Source organism: Ureibacillus massiliensis 4400831 = CIP 108448 = CCUG 49529 (assembly GCF_000772965.1).
GTDB classification, from domain to species: Bacteria; Bacillota; Bacilli; order Bacillales_A; family Planococcaceae; genus Ureibacillus; species Ureibacillus massiliensis.
Window position 1 is genome coordinate 86004 of the sequence record NZ_JPVQ01000009.1, and the last position, 19306, is coordinate 105309.

The 19306-nt window shown below is 33.5% G+C and carries 19 protein-coding genes; 11 read left to right on the forward strand and 8 right to left on the reverse strand.

Annotated features, from left to right (window positions below; all coding sequences use genetic code 11):
- Positions 1-21: 21 nt before the first annotated feature.
- The 7 genes from CD30_RS07125 to CD30_RS07155 form a co-directional block, all read right to left on the reverse strand.
- Positions 22-480 (reverse strand): hypothetical protein, encoded by a 459-nt coding sequence (locus CD30_RS07125; protein WP_036174526.1) that lies wholly within the window; start codon positions 478-480, stop codon positions 22-24.
- Between the two features lie 207 nt (positions 481-687).
- Positions 688-2151, reverse strand: coding sequence for a DUF7305 domain-containing protein (locus tag CD30_RS07130; protein ID WP_036174529.1), 1464 nt, complete (start codon positions 2149-2151; stop codon positions 688-690).
- Positions 2152-2601, reverse strand: a complete 450-nt coding sequence (locus tag CD30_RS07135) for a type IV pilus modification PilV family protein (RefSeq protein ID WP_036174532.1) — start codon at positions 2599-2601, stop codon at positions 2152-2154.
- Positions 2602-3039, reverse strand: coding sequence for a type IV pilus modification PilV family protein (locus CD30_RS07140; protein WP_036174535.1), 438 nt, complete (start codon positions 3037-3039; stop codon positions 2602-2604).
- A 202-nt stretch (positions 3040-3241) separates the two neighbouring features.
- Positions 3242-5251 carry a polymer-forming cytoskeletal protein gene (locus tag CD30_RS07145; RefSeq protein WP_036174539.1) on the reverse strand — a complete coding sequence of 670 codons (2010 nt, stop codon included), beginning with the start codon at positions 5249-5251 and terminating at the stop codon, positions 3242-3244.
- A 6-nt stretch (positions 5252-5257) separates the two neighbouring features.
- A complete protein-coding gene (locus tag CD30_RS07150) occupies positions 5258-5674 on the reverse strand; it encodes a prepilin-type N-terminal cleavage/methylation domain-containing protein (protein WP_036174542.1) in 417 nt (138 codons plus the stop codon).
- A 6-nt stretch (positions 5675-5680) separates the two neighbouring features.
- The gene (locus CD30_RS07155; RefSeq protein WP_036174545.1) at positions 5681-6139 is read right to left on the reverse strand and encodes a type IV pilus modification PilV family protein; all 459 of its coding nucleotides are present in this window, start codon (positions 6137-6139) and stop codon (positions 5681-5683) included.
- Between the two features lie 616 nt (positions 6140-6755).
- On the opposite strand from CD30_RS07155, the gene CD30_RS07160 reads away from it, so the two are divergent.
- The 10 genes from CD30_RS07160 to CD30_RS07210 all read left to right on the forward strand — a co-directional run bounded on the left by CD30_RS07160 (position 6756) and on the right by CD30_RS07210 (position 17690).
- Positions 6756-8057, forward strand: coding sequence for a VanW family protein (locus tag CD30_RS07160; RefSeq protein ID WP_036174548.1), 1302 nt, complete (start codon positions 6756-6758; stop codon positions 8055-8057).
- Positions 8058-8073: 16 nt separating this feature from the next.
- Positions 8074-9738, forward strand: coding sequence for a GspE/PulE family protein (locus CD30_RS07165; protein ID WP_036174551.1), 1665 nt, complete (start codon positions 8074-8076; stop codon positions 9736-9738).
- 11 nt (positions 9739-9749) lie between these two features.
- Positions 9750-10796, forward strand: coding sequence for a type IV pilus twitching motility protein PilT (locus CD30_RS07170; protein ID WP_036174554.1), 1047 nt, complete (start codon positions 9750-9752; stop codon positions 10794-10796).
- The gene (locus CD30_RS07175; RefSeq protein WP_052126089.1) at positions 10793-12001 is read left to right on the forward strand and encodes a type II secretion system F family protein; all 1209 of its coding nucleotides are present in this window, start codon (positions 10793-10795) and stop codon (positions 11999-12001) included. The genes CD30_RS07170 and CD30_RS07175 overlap by 4 nt, the downstream gene beginning before the upstream one ends.
- Before the next feature lie 43 nt (positions 12002-12044).
- On the forward strand, positions 12045-12557 hold the full coding sequence (locus CD30_RS07180) for a prepilin-type N-terminal cleavage/methylation domain-containing protein (RefSeq protein WP_328286123.1): 513 nt from the start codon (positions 12045-12047) through the stop codon (positions 12555-12557).
- Between the two features lie 98 nt (positions 12558-12655).
- Entirely contained in the window at positions 12656-13630 is a 975-nt protein-coding gene (gene pilM / locus CD30_RS07185; protein WP_036174556.1) for a type IV pilus biogenesis protein PilM, read from the forward strand.
- 5 nt (positions 13631-13635) lie between these two features.
- On the forward strand, positions 13636-14229 hold the full coding sequence (locus CD30_RS07190; RefSeq protein WP_036174559.1) for a PilN domain-containing protein: 594 nt from the start codon (positions 13636-13638) through the stop codon (positions 14227-14229).
- The gene (locus CD30_RS07195) at positions 14229-14960 is read left to right on the forward strand and encodes a coiled-coil domain-containing protein (RefSeq protein ID WP_036174562.1); all 732 of its coding nucleotides are present in this window, start codon (positions 14229-14231) and stop codon (positions 14958-14960) included. The genes CD30_RS07190 and CD30_RS07195 overlap by 1 nt, the downstream gene beginning before the upstream one ends.
- Before the next feature lie 83 nt (positions 14961-15043).
- The gene (locus CD30_RS07200; RefSeq protein WP_036174565.1) at positions 15044-15796 is read left to right on the forward strand and encodes a prepilin peptidase; all 753 of its coding nucleotides are present in this window, start codon (positions 15044-15046) and stop codon (positions 15794-15796) included.
- Between the two features lie 835 nt (positions 15797-16631).
- Positions 16632-17690, forward strand: coding sequence for a DUF3231 family protein (locus tag CD30_RS07210; RefSeq protein ID WP_235802016.1), 1059 nt, complete (start codon positions 16632-16634; stop codon positions 17688-17690).
- A gap of 237 nt (positions 17691-17927) precedes the next feature.
- Here CD30_RS07210 and CD30_RS07215 read toward each other — a convergent pair whose 3' ends face one another.
- Positions 17928-18233: a hypothetical protein gene (locus tag CD30_RS07215; protein WP_170215812.1), complete on the reverse strand. Its 306-nt coding sequence runs from the start codon at positions 18231-18233 to the stop codon at positions 17928-17930.
- 402 nt (positions 18234-18635) lie between these two features.
- On the opposite strand from CD30_RS07215, the gene CD30_RS07220 reads away from it, so the two are divergent.
- Positions 18636-19100, forward strand: coding sequence for a hypothetical protein (locus tag CD30_RS07220; RefSeq protein WP_036174573.1), 465 nt, complete (start codon positions 18636-18638; stop codon positions 19098-19100).
- The last annotated feature ends 206 nt before the right edge of the window (positions 19101-19306 follow it).

A 19306-nucleotide genomic window follows, 5' to 3' on the forward strand; every position in this document is an offset into this window, starting at 1 on the left:
ATAGGAAGGTCTTTTGCATAGTTATTGTTCTTTCCAAGTTAACACATTATCAAGTTCATATATCAATCCGCCATTTTCTCTATCAAATACTTGGACTAAAGCTCGAGTTAGGTTAGGAATAGTCTCATGGGGTTGAAGACTAAATAATATATAATAGTCTGTTTCATTACTTTGTTTCTTTTCATAAATAGTTGTGACTTTATCGACCTTATTTTCCTCATAGCCTAAGCTTGTAATTGCGTCTTTTTGTTGGTCAACTGTATAATCTACAGAAATTGATGAAGCTTGTGCAAATTCGTTTTGTGCAACTTCTTTTGCTGTAGCAATTTCTTCTTCTGAAAATGTTGCTTTATTAAAATATTGGAAGTAAATGGTTAAACCTCCACCAAGTAATAGCAGGAATATAACAATGATTGAGATTGTTTTAACAGCACTACCACCTTGTTCATTAAGTACCTTTGACTTCGTAAACGTTTTCACCTAAATGCACCTACTTTTCATTGTTGGTTGTCTTATAAATCTCTTGTCATGATTAATTTACACTAATTCAAACGAGAAAACCATGTACAAAAAGGGAACTTACGAGCAGGGAATTAAAAAGCCATTTTAACGAGTTGCTAAAATGGCAGAAAGCTATTTAATTAGTAGAATCGATTTTACGAGTTCAGAAATGAACAAGTATAGACATTACTCAACCTCTATAATTGGAGAGCCAATGATTTGTGTATCCGAACCTATGACTTTAACAAAAGTATTATCAATTCCAGGTTGACCAGTATCAGGGGGAGGGTTATTACAACTACCGTTTTCAGCTATATTAAGAGTGGAACCGCCATTGGCAGTAAACGTACCAGCTACAATGCTAGTTTTTATCTCCGCTCCGCCATTAAGATGAATATTTGAATTAGGAGCAAAAATCCCGCCAATAGTAGTTTCGGCTTGGCCATTTATTTTAACATCACCATTGCCTGCATAGATGAAGCCTGAAACTGTACTATCTTTGTTAATATGAACTCCAGAATTTTTCACATATATTGAACCGTCAATTGAAAATCCACCATTAAAGTTTGAATTGCCCTTTACATACACCATCAAATCATTTGGAGTGCCGCTATGGTTAATTGTTAATCCAGTTTTATTGCCATTAGAATTCACCGTAAATTCATTATTTACATAAATATTCACTTTGCCATTTCCGATGATATTCACGGTTTTTCCGGAAACTTGTAAATTTTCAAAGTAAATATTTCTATCAGCATCACCGACATTGATTGTTATTTCGTTTGTGTTAAAATTTTGAACCCTAATATCATTATTCAAAGTAATTACATTTGAATTAAGATCTATTGCAGGTAACCTTGACAGACTAGTAAAAGTACTATCTGGTGGGAAATCTGGTAGTGTAAAGTTAAATGGCGTATTCCACTGGATTTGACTTAAATATTTACTTTCATTGATAGTATGGCCAGACTTATCTTTGGACGGTGAAAAAATTGTGCCGTTTATCGTTGTATTCCCGTTCAGTTGCATCGTGCCAGAAACATGGACTCCGGTACAAGGAGGAGAGTAAATTGGTAAACTTGGGTTTGATGGGTGACTATTTTCTATAGTAATTTCTGTTGTTACAGGATCAAACTTAATAGAAAAAGTTTGATTCACAATTCTTTCTTGTTTAGTACCAATTCTCCCAATTGATTGAATTTTATATGTTAGATTCGGAGAAGAAGTATCTTTCTGTATTGTTACCAATGCCGTTGCAGGATTATTGAAAACAGGAGTAAATGAATACTCGGTATGATTTTGTATCGTTATTATGTCGTTTTCAATATAGTTTAGAAAAGTTTCTTCAAAATTAAATTGTGTCATTGGATCTAGATGGCTACTATAATGTGCTTCTTGTAGTTGTAATGTTTTATGAAATGCTTCTTGAACAATAGTCTCAAGCTCGGCTTTTTTCTCAACTAAACCAGCTTCAGCGAGGTAATAAACCGCTTGATCCTCTCGTTCATTTGTTGAGATTTTTTTAGTATTTGCAGAAATGGTAAAGATGCTTAAACCTAATACCGTGAAAATAGCAATCGCAAATATTGCTAATAGTAAAGAGTATCCTTGTTCATTCGAAATGGTTGAATAGAATATACGTCTAAACATTTAATTCCCACTCCTTACTACAATTTGTGTTGATATTTCATTACTTTCGTTCTGCAGTTTAATGTTGATAATCTCCACATTTAATCCATTTTTTGAAAAAATAAATTCTACTACATTATCTATGTAAGGGTCTCCGTTTTTAATGAGCTTTTTTTCTATCGGAAAGTATTCAAGACGATCTATTGAACCTGATTCATCTTTTATAGTCATTCTATTAGCACTTGTACTTTCAACACTAAGAGCTTTTCTTAAATCTTTTGTAAATAGTTTTAAACTATATGATAGATCGAACAATTCTTGATTTGTTTGAGATTGATCTTCGTATTGTTCTTTTCCTTGAATAATCACGCCAAATAAAATAGAGCCCACAATTGATAAAATAATAACGATTGCTAGTACTTCTACTAAACTACTCCCTTTTTCATTAAAATAGTAATCATTATTTTTCATCTACTCCCTCCATTGAAGAGTATTTTCCATTTGTGCTTTAATCACTTCTTTTGATTCATTAACTTCTATTACATATATAACGACTCTCGTTAAGTGGTTGTAGCCATTAACTGGTGTTTGAACAGTTAACTTTATATAATTCTTTGAATCTATCGTTTTTGTATAATAATCATCTATTTTTGTATATCCTAAATTAGATATAGCATCTTCATAGTTGTTTATTGAGTAAACTCCATTTTTTGTTTGTAAATAAAGCTCCTCCATATTTTTTTGTGCAATATACGTTGCATCAACGATTTCTTCAGAGGTTTGAGTCGTTTTTGCCGATTGTAAAAACATTCCGAAAAAACCTAATAGGATAATCGTCAAAATAACAACAGATGCAACTACTTCAATTAATGAAATACCAGATTCATTATTCATATTAGATAGCTTCAATAGTTCATCAACCTCATTTGCGAAATACATATTCGAATTAATAGAATATTGTAATTTATTACTAATAATTTAATAATACCAAAGATTTACGTGTGATAAAAGTCTTAGTGAAACTATCCAAATAATGACAAGTGCGCCTACATCCAAAACAAAAAGCCTCTGTTTTATGACAGAAGCTTTATAGTTTAATGATGTTATTTACTTATTCTTCTTCTAATAATGAGTGTAGGTATACTAAATCGTAGGCCTGTAAATAATTTTTTACAATCACTGTTGTTTTTGTACCATCACCAGTACCGGGGTTTATAATTCCACCATCCTGTTGAGGGGGGATAATCGTTGCGCCGCCAGACATTGTATAGTTTTTTGCTACGACATTTCCTTTTATAGTTCCGTTACTATGAATAAATTCACTATTTGGTGCTAAAAACAATTGTTCAGTTACCGAACTGCCACCTGTAACGGTAACTTTATTGTTACCATAAACGTAAACATTCCCTTTAACGCTTCCACCTGACGTAAATGTAACATCAGCGTTTTTTATATGAAGGCTTGAGTTTATATTGAGATCACTTCCAAAAGTAATCGGATTTGTACCTGAATAGTAAATGTTAGCCGAAGAATGGTTATTATTATTACTATTGAACGATCCACCAGAATAATTTAAATTATTTAACACATATATATTTAAAACTCCTGGGTTAACGAGGTTAATGTGACCTGCTACGTTTAGTGAATCTACAAAAATAGACCGTGTTTCACCTTTTAAGTCAATGTTTAAACTATTATAACTATCAATATTGATATTACTGAAATACATATCCCTTGATAAATCTAATGTATAGCCATTTGTTTTATAATGTGAAATGTTTAAAACACCGTTTTTTATTACATCTACATCACTGTTTGAATCACTGTTAAATACGGTTGCATTTGGTGCTACCGCAACGCCGCTTTTACTTTTGAATGTAGAAGAAACATCTGGGAGTGTCGGCATTTGTTCTGTACATGAGTTTATAATATCACCGTACTCATTTGTATTGATAAAATCATCATTCAAAATAATATTTTTCTCATTAGCAGATAGTGGTTTTAATTTTGAACCTGCGTCTACATTTTGATTGAATTGAATCGACCCACCATATCGATAATTGCCACCTACATTAAACCATTGTCTTACATAAATGTTATTAAGGGCAATGATATCTTTTGCAATACTAGGGTATGCAAGAATATCGACATTATTTTTGGAAAGGACATTGCCATTTACATTCCCACTTGAAGCGGTAATCGTATCAACAGCTTTAATGTCACCTTTTACTGTGCCACCAGTAATGTTAATTTTTTGGCCAGCCGATACAGTGCCGTTAATGGTACCCCCAGTAATGGTAATATTCTTAGGGGAATACACGTTTTTAATACCTTCTGAACCTTTAATCTCAATATCCTCCGTTGAAAATACATTCCCGCTAAGTGAAGCACCGCTATTGTTAATAACTAACTTCGATTTCGAATAAATATCTCCAGTTATTGAGCCGCTACCAGCATTGACTGAACCGTTCGTAAAAAGGGCATAACACGCTTTTACTTCATAAGGGTCAGTATTATCTTCTATAACAACTTCTACCTCTTCAACTTCAGCGTTTAATGTGATTTCTACCTTTTGAGAAACATTTCTCATTTTGTTTTCAACCAGTCCATTTGATCTAATTATATATGTTAGCTTTTTGGAATTGGATTCTGTACTAAGGAATTCAACTGTTGTTTCTGAAACTGGTAGTGCTGCGTTATTTAACTGCTTTTCATACTGTTTATTAATATTTTCAGATATAAAATTAGTGGTAGGGTTTACTCCGTTAAAGTAAAGGGCATTAATTTTATTTTTTGTTTTCTGTATAAAGTTCCCTTCGAAATCGTATTCAGATTTTTCCACTGGATCTTCAATAGCGTTATATGTTTCCAAAGTTTCAGAGTAAGCTGATTTCGCAATTTCATGGAGACTAGTACGCATTTCAACAAGTCCAGCTTCGGCAATGTAAAAGGCTGATTGATCATCTCTTTCGGTATTCATTGTTTTCAGCGTATTTGAAGAAAGCGCTAGTAAGCCAGTGCCGACTATACTCAATACGACAAAAACAAGAAGAACTAAAATGAGAGTATAGCCATTTTCGTTATTAGGATCATTGTGTTTATTTTTAAATGGCCACATCATCTATCATCACCGCCTTAATACAATTTCAGTTTTTTGCGTAATTCCATCGATGCTTGTGATTTGAATCGTAATTTTATTCAATACCTTATTTACTTGAAATTGATTAATATTATTTTGAAAAACATCCCCATTTTTAGTAATGGTATTATCTGCTGAATTGAAGGTATAAATATCATTATCGATGATTAGAGTATCATTATTTTGCACTTCAACAATATCAGTTTTGCGAATTTCTCTTGTTAGCACTTTTAAAACATATGCAACGTCGATTAATTGTAAATTTTTATCTCTTTGGGTTTGTGCTTGGTTTTGACCATTTAAAAAAATACTAAAAAGGACAATCATAATAATTGAAGAAATAACAATTACCGCTAACAGTTCAACTAAGGTTAATCCTTTATTATTTTTAAGCAAGCTTTTCATATAAAGTTATCTCCATGCTAATATGTTTTCCATTTGAGCAGTTAGTTTCTCTTCGCTATTCCTAACTTCAAATACTTTAATGATGATTGGGGTCAGATTAGGTAAGCTACTATGATTTCTAAGTTCAAGTTGAATGATGACTTCATTACTCTCTATTATTTTCGTTTTCCTAAATATTAGAGCTCCATTAGTCGAAATGGGGGGTGGATAATTTAATTGGTTTTGAATGCTAGTAATTCTTTCATCAAAATTACTAGAATTACTTACGGCAAAAGCGTTCTCCATTTCAGTTTGAGCAATATAAGTGGCATCGATTATATTTTCTGAAACTTCTCTAGTTTTCATCGCTTGGATAATTAGTGAGAAAATGCTTAGCAAAATAATAGTAAGGATGACTAATGAAATAATAACTTCTATCAAGCTAAATCCGTCTTCACTTCGCATTTTATTTAACTTTTTTAACATATATCATCACCATCTTTTTACTCCAAATCAACTTTAAAAAATAGAAACAACAACCTATTCACTTTAATGGAAGAGGAAATATGAAATCAATTTGAGAATTAATAAATATAGATCTGTAATAATGTTTTATCAATATAGTTATACAATTTAGTATAGTTAATTGTACAAATAATGGAGTGGTTTTAATATAAAAGTTATAGAATTGTTCATTTTTATTCCATAATTATTAATATAATGCGAAAAAAAGACTATATAGATTGAAATTTTTTATATAATTTAGTAATTAATAGTATTATAGTTTTTTTGTAAAATCTTTCTGCAAGATATTCCATAACATATTTCCTATGTTTTAGCTAAAAATAATGAAAACTGTAAATTAACTTTACAATACATTGTTATGATAGACGAAAAAGTATAAATAATGCATTTCTAATTATAGTACGAAAATTTATGTACATTCTTTTAAATAAGCTGAAAATGGATATACAATTTATCCTGATTTGTGTATTCTTAGCAATATAAGACATTAGTATTATATTTTTCTAAATATATGTGCGAAGGTGTGAAAAAATATACACTTTATGTTAAATTCTAGTAATTTTATGGGGTGAGAATCATGAATATACAATTTAAAATGTTCATCCTTGCTGTTATGTGTGTGTTTCTTGTTTATTTATGGTTACCGATTAACGATTTGAAAACAGCTTATGCAGATAATGATGATAATCGATCATCTATCGCAGGAGTTAATGTGGAAGGCTTAGATCGAAATGAAATCATCGATGCTTTAACTAATGCAATTAATGATTGGACGAATGAAGATATTCGAGTAAAGGGTGGGGGAATCGAGATTTCTATCGATGCTACTCAATTACAATTTGATATAGAATCATCTATTGAACAATATAAAACCTTAACCAAAAAACCATGGTATGCCTTTTGGCAATCAGCTAGGGTAGTTCACATTCCCTTAAAAATATTACCAAATGAACAAATAAAAACTGAACTTGCAGGAATTGCTGCATGGAATACAGACGAAACGTATAACCAATTATTATCACAGGCTTCATTTTTAAAAGATCATCAAGTTGAAGCAGCCGTAAAAGATACAACCGTTTATGAAAACGAAAGATTAGCATTAGTCATTGAGGATATTCCAACGAATGCTTTTGAACCAGAAGAACTAGTTCATCTGTTAGACGATACAATGATTAACCCTAGTGAACAATTTTCCTTGCTTGAAACGCTTGATGAAAATATAACAAAAGTTAATAATGAATCATTAAATTTTGTTGCTTCCTTATTATACAGTGCTGTTCTACAGACAGAATTTGAGATTTTAGAACGTCATCACCAAGAGGAAAGTCCTACTTACCTCTCACTCGGAAATGATGCAAAATTGAATGTTGCACTGAATGAAGATTTGAAATTTTTAAACAATACGGATTATGTGGCAAAAATTAATGTTTCAAAAGAAGGTAGTACGATGAAGTTGGAGATTACATCCAACACAAAAGAAAATGAAGTATTCGTTCATGTAGAAAAAGAAAGACTTTCCCCTCGGATTATTTACCGTTATTCAAATGACTTACCACTTGGGTATGAACAAGTGCTTCAAGAGGGTAGTGAAGGGTATCGTGTAATTGTTACTCGCACAATCTCAAGGGACGGAAGTACTGAGGAACAAAGAGTGAGTCGCGATTATTATCCTCCAGTAAATGAAATAGTATTAAAATCTTCAAAAGAACCTGAAACAACAGAAGGTTCGGATACGAGTACCGACGAAACTGTACCGAATCAACCTGATCCAAATATGGATATTGATTTAGATGGTGATGGATTACCTGACATTGAAGTACCGGTTGAAGATAAAACACCTCCTGTCTATGACAAAGGTGGAAATGTAGTCACTCCATAGAAAGGAGAGGAGCCTTATGCGCGGAACAACTAGAAAAAGACTTGGAGATTTGCTTGTAGAATCGGGTGTAGTAACATCAGAGCAAATTGAATATGCGTTAAATAATAAAAGTCAGGGTGAGAAATTAGGAGACTTTCTCATTCGTGAAAACTTTATTACAGAACAGCAATTAATTGAAGTATTAGAATTTCAATTAGGTGTACCACATATCAATTTAAACCAATTTACAATCGATCCTGAATTGTTGCAGCTAGTTCCAGGAGAGCTTGCAAAACGAGCAATGATCATGCCGATTCGTCGAGATAAAAACAAATTATTTATCGCGATGGCAGATCCAATGGACTATTTCGCTATTGAAGAAGTTCGGATGGCTACAGGATGTCAAATTGAGACAAGCATTGCAGCGAAAGATGATTTATATAGAACGATTACAAAATATTATGACTTACAAGAATCAATGGAAGCAGCACTAACGGATTTAGGTGTTGAAACAACCGAAGCTCAGCAAGAAATTACCGATGAAGATTCGCCGATTGTACGATTAGTAAATCAAATTATTGCAAACGGTGTTGCCCAACGTGCGAGTGACATACACTTTGACCCACAAGAAACGGATTTTAGAGTACGCTACCGTGTCGATGGTATATTGCGCACAGAGCGTTCATTACCGAAACATATGCAAAATATGATTACAGCCCGTATTAAAATCATGGGAAATTTGAATATTACTGAGAACCGTGTGCCACAGGATGGTCGTATTAAAACGAATATAAATTTTAAACCGGTTGATATTCGTTTATCTACATTACCAACTGTATTTGGAGAAAAAGTAGTAATGCGTATCCTGGACTTAAGTAATGCTTTGAATGATGTTTCAAAATTAGGCTTTACAAAAGAAAATGAGGATATGTTCCGCAGGATGATTGCGCATCCTAATGGTATTGTGTTAATTACTGGTCCAACTGGTTCAGGTAAGTCTTCGACATTGTATGCAGCTTTGAATAATTTAAATGAAGAGGGTGTCAATATTATTACAGTTGAAGACCCTGTTGAATATCAGCTTGAAGGAATTAATCAGATTCAAGTGAAAGAGGAAGTTGGGCTAACCTTTGCTATGGGACTACGCTCCATTCTACGTCAAGACCCAGATATCGTCATGATCGGGGAAATACGAGACTTAGAAACAGCAGAAATTGCTGTGCGTGCTTCTTTAACGGGTCACTTAGTTTTAAGTACATTGCATACAAATAGTGCGGTCGAATCAATTTCAAGGTTGAAGGATATGGGTATTGAACCATTTTTAATTTCATCTTCACTAATTGGAATTATGGCACAACGATTAGTGAGAAGGGTTTGTCGAGATTGTGCAAAAACAGTTCCAGCTACAGACCGGGAAAAAGAAATTTTTGCAGAAGCTGGTATGAACATTGAGACCGTACAAAGAGGTCGAGGATGCCCGGCTTGTAATCATACTGGGTATAGAGGTCGACTTGCAATACATGAAATTTTACCAGTTGACCGAGTAATTAAAGACCACATCTTACAAAGAAGTACGATATCTGTGATTAAAGATTATATGAAGCAAAAAGGTATTCCTTCCTTGCTTGACGATGGGTTAATTAAAGTAATCGAAGGTGCTACAACAACTGAAGAAGTACTACGAGTTGCAACATTTGATTAGGAAGTGAAAAGATGAATAAATTTTCTATCGACGCTTTACTAAGAAGAGCATTTGAAGAAAAAGCTTCTGACCTACACATTACAGTGGGAATTCCACCTGTTTATCGTATTAATGGTCGATTGGAGCAGTATGGTGAAGTGATTATTGAACCATCTGACGTAAAGGAAATGGTAAAAGAAATTTTACCTAAACATAAGGTAGACGAGTATGAAGATAAAGGGGAAACAGACTTTAACTATTCATTAGAAGATATTTGTCGTTTCCGTGTCAATGCATACCATCAAAGAAATGTTGGGGCCATTGCATTTCGTTTAATCCCATCAAAAATACCAACGATTGAAGCATTAGGGATGCCAAAAGTGTTATATGATCTTGCAGAAAAGCCTCAAGGATTAATTTTAGTTACAGGTCCAACTGGTTCAGGGAAATCGACTACTTTGGCAGCAATGTTGAATTACATTAATGAAACGAAATCAAAACATATTATTACCCTTGAAGATCCCATCGAGTATTTACACCATCATAAACAATCCGTTATAAACCAACGAGAAATTGGTGTTGATACAGGTGATTTTGCAAGTGGTTTACGCGCTTCACTGCGACAAGACCCTGATGTAATTTTAGTCGGTGAGATGCGTGATTTAGAAACGATTTCTACTGCAATTACTGCTGCTGAAACTGGTCATTTAGTGTTTGCAACATTGCATACATCGAGCGCACCAACAACAATTGACCGTATTATTGACGTTTTTCCTCCGCATCAACAAGGTCAAATCCGTATTCAGCTAGCCAATGTAATTCAGGGGATTATCTCACAAAGACTTTTTGTACGGAAAGATGAAAAAGGACGAATCGCAGCAACTGAAATTATGGTGGCGGTACCTGCTGTGACGAATCTAATCCGAAATGAAAAGATTCATCAAATCCCAAGTGTTATGCAAACAAGTAGAGCGCTAGGCATGCATACATTACAAGCTTCACTTCAAGATTTAGTATCGAGAGGAAAAGTTTCATTAGAGGAAGCAAGACCCTATTTGAACGTTGGTGAATATAGTTGACCGTTTACAAATATATAGGCCGAACAAAAACGGGTGCACCTGCAAAAGGTACGATTGATGCAGCAAATAAAAATGCAGCCATTACAAAACTTCGTGAAAAAGGCATTAATCCACGTGAGCTGACTGAATCTAAAAGTATTTTGCATATGGAATTAAGTCTTGGTGGTGCAAAAGTTAAAAATGAAGATTTTGTTATTTACTGCCGCCAATTTGCAACGCTAATACGTGCAGGGGTTTCCATTGTTGAGGCAACAAATATTTTAGCACGCCAATCTACAAGCAAGCCGCTAAAAAAAGCATTGGATCAAATTGAGGATGACATCCGAACAGGGTTACCTTTTTCAGAAGCAACATTAAAACATCCAAAGGTATTTCCTGCATTATTTACCAACATGATGCGTTCAGGTGAAGCAACTGGTAATATTGACGAAACATTGGAACGTTTAGCGAATACCTTTGAGAAGCAATATAACCTTAAGAAAAAAATACAATCAACTTTAACATATCCAGCCGTATTACTAGTTATAACAATCTTTGTTGTATTTTTCTTATTAATTTTCATCGTACCTACATTCGTTTCAACTTTTGAAGAGATGGATGCGGAGCTACCATGGATTACTGTTTTTACAGTGGCATTAAGTAAATGGTTGCAAAGTTTTTGGTGGTTGGTAATCGGTCTAGTATTAATCGTCATAGTTGTCTTTCGATTCCTTTATAAAAGTAACAAAGACTTTAACTATGGAGTGCACTATGCAGTATTAAAAATGCCTATTTTTGGACAACTTCTCCAAAAATCAGTCATTGCGCGTTTAATGAGGACACTTTCTTCCTTATTCAGTAGTGCTGTACCGATTTTACAAGCTTTAACAATTTCTCATAAAGTCGTCGGCAATCCTGTGGTTGGAAAAGTAGTACTGGAAGCACGAGCAAGTCTTGAAAAAGGAAGTTCTTTAACAGAACCATTAGAAAAAAGCTGGCTATTTCCACCACTTGTTACTTCAATGACTTCCATTGGCGAGTCAACGGGCTCTTTAGATTACATGTTAGAAAAAATCGCGGATTTCTATGAGGCTGAAGTAGATCGCGCGGTTGATACAATAAAGTCTTTAATTGAGCCGATGATGATTCTGTTCTTAGCTGTCATTGTTGGATTTATCGTAGCAGCTATTATGATGCCAATGTTTAGCCTGTACGAACAAATATAGATTATTCGGATTGCTGAGGGCGTTTTGCTGGGAGGTGAATAAATTGCAACAAACGCCCATGCAAAAACAATTATTAGAAAAAGAGAATAATTTGGGAGGATTAACAATGAAAAAATTTTTAAAGCAATTATTAAACAAACGTCTTAACAATGAAAAAGGTTTAACTTTGATTGAATTATTGGCTGTTATTGTTATTTTGGCGATTGTAGCAGCGATTGCTGTACCTGCGATTGGGAATATTATTAATAATAGCCGTGTAGATGCTATAAAATCAGATGCAATTAACGCTATAAATGCTGCAGGATTATATTTTATAGAGAATTCTAATGATAACGATGTTACAGTTCAAGAATTACAAAATGCAGGTTTTTTAGAAACAGTAGGAAGTTTGGATCCTGACGGTACAACTATAACTGAGGTTGCTAATGGTGAAGATACTATTGATGGTTCTGGAACAAATGGTGACATCACCATTACATTTAATTATGCTACTATAACAGAAATTAATGCCCATACTAGCGATAATACAATAGGTAATGGTAATGGTACTGATTAATTAGTTTTTGATACTAATCCTGATAATTCTTTATCAGGATTGGGAGTGAAAAACTAATAAATTTAATAAGATATTATGTTTACAAAGGAGCCCTGCACATGTTCAAAACAAAAAAGAAACAATCCCATGTATCTATAGAATTAAATGATTATGTGCTTCGAGCGATTGTGATGAAGGGCCCATCGATTGAGCAAGCGAGCTTATTTGAAATGGTACTGCCTCAAGGATTGATAGAAGAAGCATCTATAAAAGATGAAATGGAGTTATTTAATGTATTTAAGGCAAACGTATCTTCTTTGGGAGGGAAACACCAAAGTGTCCGTTTTTTTGTACCTGATCCAATCATACTTTTAAAATCCTTCGATCACCCTAAAGAAGTAGTAGGTGATAAACTAAAAGAGTTTGTTCAAATGGAAATAGGTCGTTCCATTCATTTACCATTTCAGGAACCTTTAATTGATGTCTATGACTCAAATCCCGGAGATGGACAAGCGATGCTTTTTGCAGCTGCACCTGAAGAAGTACATAAAATGACAAATTTATTATTGGATATTGACTTAGATCCAGAAGTTGCAGATATTCGAGCATTATGTAATTTGCGATTCCTTGAAATGATAAATGCTATAGAACCTAATAAAACGTATTTACTAGCCAATTGGTTAGTAAATGAATTATCCATTTGTATATATTCTGATGGCCAAGTGGATTTTTTACGTTATCAACCTATTGAAACAGACCTATCTTTATGGTTAGGAAGTCGTACTGAAACCGGAGATGTTGAATTTAGTTTTTCTGGTGATGTGGAAGAATATCGTATGACATTAGCAGACCAAGTTTTAGAATTAGATCGAATAATGAACTTCTTTCGATTCTCTTTATACAAAGGAGAAAAATCCGTAGATGAAATTATAGTAATGGGTGATAATCCATTTTTAGAACAAATTCAGCAGTTGTTGCAGGAGAATTTGCCATTGCCTGTGAATGTTGTTAATGATTACGTAGTAAATGAACATTTCCCAGGCTATAAAGCGAAACACACTTCCTTATTAGGCCTTGCATTAAAGGTGGTTTAAAATAGATGATTCCAGATATAAACCTGATACCGAAACTTGAAAAACAACAGACTACACCATTGTGGATTTATATTATGGTAGGAATTATTTCAGTGCTTGCCCTTGCCATTTTATCATGGCAGTATTTTAGCGCAATTGGAGCCGTTTCCTCATTAGAGTCTGAAAAAGAGATTTTACAGCAACAACGAGATCAGTTACAGGCAAAATTAACTGAATTAAATTCTACTCAGCAAGGTTCTATTGAAGAAACGATTGAATATGTGGACATGATCTCATACCCAGTTCTACCTTTAATTACGGAAATTGAAGCATTGCAACCGAACAATGCTTACTTACGCCAATATTCATTTGGTGTTGAAAGTGTTACGATTACGGTTGATTTCGAAACATTAAATGATGTATCGGAATATGTATCCCGTTTATCAAATAGTCCTTACTTTGTCGATATTCAATTATCAGACGTAACGCAATTTGACTTAAGTAATGATGGAACAGCAGAAGGTACAGAGACAGAAAACTTTAATGTTATTCCAAGACATACTTCGAATCTAACATTGTTTATTGATCAAATATATTTAGCTACGGGAGGTGTCCAATAATGAAACTCTCCAGTGGTAAAAATACACAGATGATTCTACTGATTGCATTGATTGCGGCATTAATTTTTGCTGTTTATTATTATGTAGTACTGCCAAAACAAAGTGATGCGGATTCATTAAATCGTTCTGTAAACGATCTGAATAACGAAATATCAACATTACAATCTTCAATCACTCAAATAGAGGCAGATCGAGCACAAAATAAATCTAATATTTTCGCGCTTCGAAAAAAAGTGCCACAGACACGTGAAGTAGACGAGCTACTACTAAATATTGAAGAAATCGAATATGTGACAAATTCATTCGTATCATCGATTGCATTCAATAATTACGATTCTTCTGCTGCGGATGCAGGAATTGGAATCACTGTACCGGAAGCTGAACAAGCTCCAGAAGATGGTACTGTAGATCCCAATACTAATAATCTAACAGAAACAGACACTGAAAATACTGAAGGGGAACCAGTAGATGAAACGGCACCGGAGAACTCTAGTTTAGCTGGGACATTACCTCCAGAATTGAAATTGATTTCCTTTAGTCTTCAAGTGGAGTCTCCTGATTATGTACGATTGCTTCGATTCATTGACGAAATTGAAAATTTGGAGCGTATTATGCATGTGGATTCAATAAGTTTTTCTTTACCCGGTGAAGAGGTTGAATTCATGGAGGAAGAACCGAATTCTGTTTCTGCATCTATTCAAGTGACAACTTTTTATTATGAAGGTGAATAAAAGGGCTTTTGACAATCTGAAACGAAAACATTTATACTAGTGAATAGCTGATTTTTTCGGTATGAGGTTAGGAGTTGGATTTATTGGAATATGTGATTACTATATTTGCATTCCTTTTTGGGATGGTTTTTGGTTCGTTTTTCAACGTTGTTGGATTACGAGTACCTTTAAAAATGTCGATAGCGTACCCGGCTTCACATTGTACAAAATGTATGCATCGTTTATCTGCTCTTGACCTAATACCGATTTTTTCATATATATTTTTAAAAGGGAAATGCCGTTACTGTGGTGAAAGGGTGTCACCTATCTATATGATAACGGAAATTGCCACAGGATTTTTATTTGCATTAGCTTATTGGGAATTACGCTTTACACCAGAGTTAATAGTAGGCTTACTATTTATTTCACTACTTGCAATTATTATTGTTTCTGATATTACGTACATGATTATTCCTGATAAAGTGTTATTATTCTTTTTACCACTATTAGCTTTAGGAAGATTCTTTGCCCACACTGAACCTTGGTGGGATAGTTTACTAGGTCCTGTAGTAGGGTTTACTGTTTTATTTTTAGTAGCTCTACTTTCAAAAGGCGGTATGGGTGGGGGAGATATAAAATTATTCTTCCTTATCGGTCTTGCATTAGGAACAATTGGTACATTAGTCACCTTGTTCTTTGCTTCTGTTATTGGCTTAATTGTTGGCTTTGTTTTTTTAAAGATACGTGGTCAAGACCGGAAGACGCCAATCCCATTTGGACCATCCATAGCCATAGCAGCACTAGTCGTTTATTTTTATGGTGATTATATTATAGAGTGGTACATAAATATTTTTTAATTTCTAATATCATATACTCCAAGTCTAGCGGATATCGTTAGGCTTTTTTGTTGGATTAGTTGATTTTTATGTGTGGATGATACTTTTGATGAAATAGACTATAGAAAACACATTGATGAAAATTAACAGAAGAGGAGCTTTGTGAGATGAAAGTATCCAAATGAAATTGAAACTTGGAGTGAAGTGGAACTTTCGAAGAAGAAAGTGCCCGAATGGAATCGGGGATTGAAGGAAAAGGGAACTTTGAGTGATGAAAGTGCCCAAATGAAATTGAAACTTGGAGTGAAGTGGAACTTTCGAAGAAGAAAGTGCCCAAATGGAACTGGTAATCGGAGGAAAAGGGAACTTTCGAAGAAGAAAGTGCCCAAATGAAAATGGTAATCGGGGGAAAAGGGAACTTTGGGAGACGAAAGTGCCCGAATGGAAATGGTAATCGGAGGAAAAGGGAACTTTGGGAGCTGAAAGTGCCCAAATGGAAATGGTAATCGAAGGAAAAGGGAACTTTGGAAGATGAAAGTGCGCGAATGGAAATGGAAATCGCTGCAATGAGGAACTTTCAAAGAAGATAATACCCAAAAAAATGGAGAATCTTCGCAAAAGGGAACATTCAATGATCAATGTTCCAAAACACATTTAAAAATCAGAGCAGATAGAGTTAAGAAGCGATTTGTAAATAGATAAGTTGAAAATTGAAGAAGATAAATAAAACGGGTCTTAGCTAATAATTTGTTAAGATTCTTTTTATTAGACGTATTGTAAAGGTTGTACATTCATACATACATATTTATATTCGAGGGAATATTATTCTCTGACTAATTAAATAGGAGGTTATTCTATGGAACATGCCGATAAAGAATTAAATCCAATGAATATTATGATGCCAATTAATTTGAGTTCACAAGAATTAGACGAATCTCAACCTTTAACGGTTGTTGAAATAGGTAAACTTTGGACTACTTATATGGGAAACAGTATGTCTAGTCAAATCCTAACTTATTTTCTTCAACATTGTGAGGATGAACATATTAAAACATTATTGGAAAATGGCTTAGCAATAAGTAAGGATTTTTTGCAGAGGATTGAGAAGTTTTTTGAAGATGAAAATTTCCCTATACCACAAGGATTTTCCCAAGAGGATGTAAATCTTGGTGCCCCTCGTTTATACGAGGATGAATTTTATGTGCATTATTTAAAATATGCGGCTAAAGCGGGCATGAGCATATACGCAGTAGCAATTCCGTTAGCCATGAGGGAGGATATAAGAGAATTTTTCGCTTATGCAAATCAATGTACGAATATCCTAGTAGGACAAATCAATAATGTTTTATTTGACAAGAAATTGATTGCAAAACCTCCAATTATTCCAACACCCGAAAAAAACGATTTCATAAATAATCAAAGCTTTCTAAACGGTTGGCTTGGAGAAGTTAGACCCCTACATGCACTGGAAATTATTCACCTTTACGATAACATTGAAAATAATACAACAAGTAAAGCGTTGTTAATAGGATTTTATCAGACCGTTAAAGACGAAAAAATAAAGTCATTGTTTAAACGAGGTTTAGAAATGACTGATAAGGCGGTAAAGCAATTCACTGAGAAACTTCATATTGAAAAGTTACAAGCACCATCGCCAATAGACCATTTGGTTACAACATCTACCATTTCACCTTTTTCAGATAAAATAATGTTATTCCATAAATTTGACATGTTTTCTATAAAGATAAGAACAATGGGAGATTCACTAGCGGTTAATGGAAGAAGAGATATTAGCGCATTATATGGGAGAGCTATAATTAATATAGGTTTATTTGTTGATGATGCTACAAATATTTTAATTGATAAAGGTTGGCTGGAATCACCACCAAAAGCATTTGATAGAAGAGAACATTAAAAAATAAGAAGTTGATAAATAATGTCAAAGGAAAGTCGAATCGAGAAAGTTCTTTGGATTATTGCCTTACTAGGCTTTGGACAAATCAAAATTCTACACGGATAAGAATGAGTTTATCAAGGAGCATAGCGATACGTTAAAGTCACTCATTATAGGAATTGAAAATTTGCATATTAGTTAGTATATTATTATTCAATACAAATGAACAACCTTCGTAGTAAATTCTACAAAGGTTGTTCATTTATATTTTTCCATTAATTTAATTGGGTTAGTTTTATAACGCATATCTTCGCTAATATCATAAAAATAATCTTTGGATTCAACGTCAGGATTATATCCTAGGCTTTTAACTTTCTCTCCGTTATTTTTAAAAATGAGCATATAATTTGGCAAAGCAATATTGGCGTTTTCAAGGCTTTCACTTTCAGCGCCTTCAATGGATTTAATGATTTTGCTTATTTCTTCTTCGGATGTTATTACAGATATTACTTCTCCCTCTTCGTTATAGTATTCTTCAGTTGGGGGGGAGTTTTTGAATTTCATAATTTCAATACTTGTTATTGTAATATTATCCTGAAAAACGTTATTCGAACAACCTACCACCAATAAAAGTAGAATTAGTAATAATAATTGTAATAGATTTCTGATAATGAGTTCCTCCAATTTTAAGGGTTATTTTTACCTAGTTAAATTATGTTTCCTAACATAACTAAATTCTAATGTTATCTATTACAATTTTAACAATTTCCCCCTGTTCTTCATAGCAAAACGACGAATCTCCGCAAAGGATTCTTTCCTAGCTTTTTTCCGTTATAGGGTCAGATAATGGAGCAACTCCAAAAAAATATTGGATATTTATGTTAAAATTTAGGTATGTTGTGAACTATTAACTTAAACGATCGGACCATGTTGTTTAAGCAAAATTATGAGTTTATAAACATAGCTTTGAGAAACATAAGACTAGTATCTATTGCTTTTCCATTGATTTTAATCATTTTCTTGGTAGGCTGTTCTAAAGAAATTTCATTTGAGGATGAAATCGTAAAAATACTTGAAAGCGATGAAGGTAAAGATTATGAAAGAGTAATCGACTATGATATAAGAGGAGATTATATAGTTGTAATCTATAAGAGTAAGAAAAATCAGCAGTTAAATATCGGATTTATCAAGATGAACGACGGTAAATTAAACTGGGAGGTAGGTATAGGAGGCCCTGAATTAATTGGTGGTGATGCTTTTATTTCTGACCCTTTATATGTGAATGTTATGATCCCAAATGAGTCTAATATAAAGCACGTAAAAGTTTTTGGTGAATATGCAAAACAAGTAAAGTACTCTAATGAAATTAAGTATTGGATTTTATATACGAATAAATCACCAAACAGTTTAGATGTTGAATACATAAAATAACATACTATCTTCACTATCTTCTTAAACTGTATGTAATTACATAATTAGATAAATTTAAAAGACGATTTCTTATGATTTAAGAATTCGTCTTTTTAGATTGAAAACACCATAAATTACGCCAATCATTCTCTGTGCTCTGTATTTCGCAAGTAAAAATTGAGCCACTTAAAGCTGACTATTTTCTAGCCATTCTTTTGTATCTAATA

Bases quoted from the DNA above. Each gene is read 5' to 3' on its own strand.
- CD30_RS07130 (WP_036174529.1), bottom strand. From the start codon at position 2,151: ATGTTTAGACGTATATTCTATTCAACCATTTCGAATGAACAAGGATAC.
- CD30_RS07135 (WP_036174532.1), bottom strand. From the start codon at position 2,601: ATGAAAAATAATGATTACTATTTTAATGAAAAAGGGAGTAGTTTAGTA.
- CD30_RS07145 (WP_036174539.1), bottom strand. From the start codon at position 5,251: ATGATGTGGCCATTTAAAAATAAACACAATGATCCTAATAACGAAAAT.
- CD30_RS07150 (WP_036174542.1), bottom strand. From the start codon at position 5,674: ATGAAAAGCTTGCTTAAAAATAATAAAGGATTAACCTTAGTTGAACTG.
- CD30_RS07155 (WP_036174545.1), bottom strand. From the start codon at position 6,139: ATGTTAAAAAAGTTAAATAAAATGCGAAGTGAAGACGGATTTAGCTTG.
- CD30_RS07160 (WP_036174548.1), top strand. From the start codon at position 6,756: ATGAATATACAATTTAAAATGTTCATCCTTGCTGTTATGTGTGTGTTT.
- CD30_RS07165 (WP_036174551.1), top strand. From the start codon at position 8,074: ATGCGCGGAACAACTAGAAAAAGACTTGGAGATTTGCTTGTAGAATCG.
- CD30_RS07170 (WP_036174554.1), top strand. From the start codon at position 9,750: ATGAATAAATTTTCTATCGACGCTTTACTAAGAAGAGCATTTGAAGAA.
- pilM (WP_036174556.1), top strand. From the start codon at position 12,656: ATGTTCAAAACAAAAAAGAAACAATCCCATGTATCTATAGAATTAAAT.
- CD30_RS07190 (WP_036174559.1), top strand. From the start codon at position 13,636: ATGATTCCAGATATAAACCTGATACCGAAACTTGAAAAACAACAGACT.
- CD30_RS07195 (WP_036174562.1), top strand. From the start codon at position 14,229: ATGAAACTCTCCAGTGGTAAAAATACACAGATGATTCTACTGATTGCA.
- CD30_RS07210 (WP_235802016.1), top strand. From the start codon at position 16,632: ATGGAACATGCCGATAAAGAATTAAATCCAATGAATATTATGATGCCA.
- CD30_RS07215 (WP_170215812.1), bottom strand. From the start codon at position 18,233: ATGAAATTCAAAAACTCCCCCCCAACTGAAGAATACTATAACGAAGAG.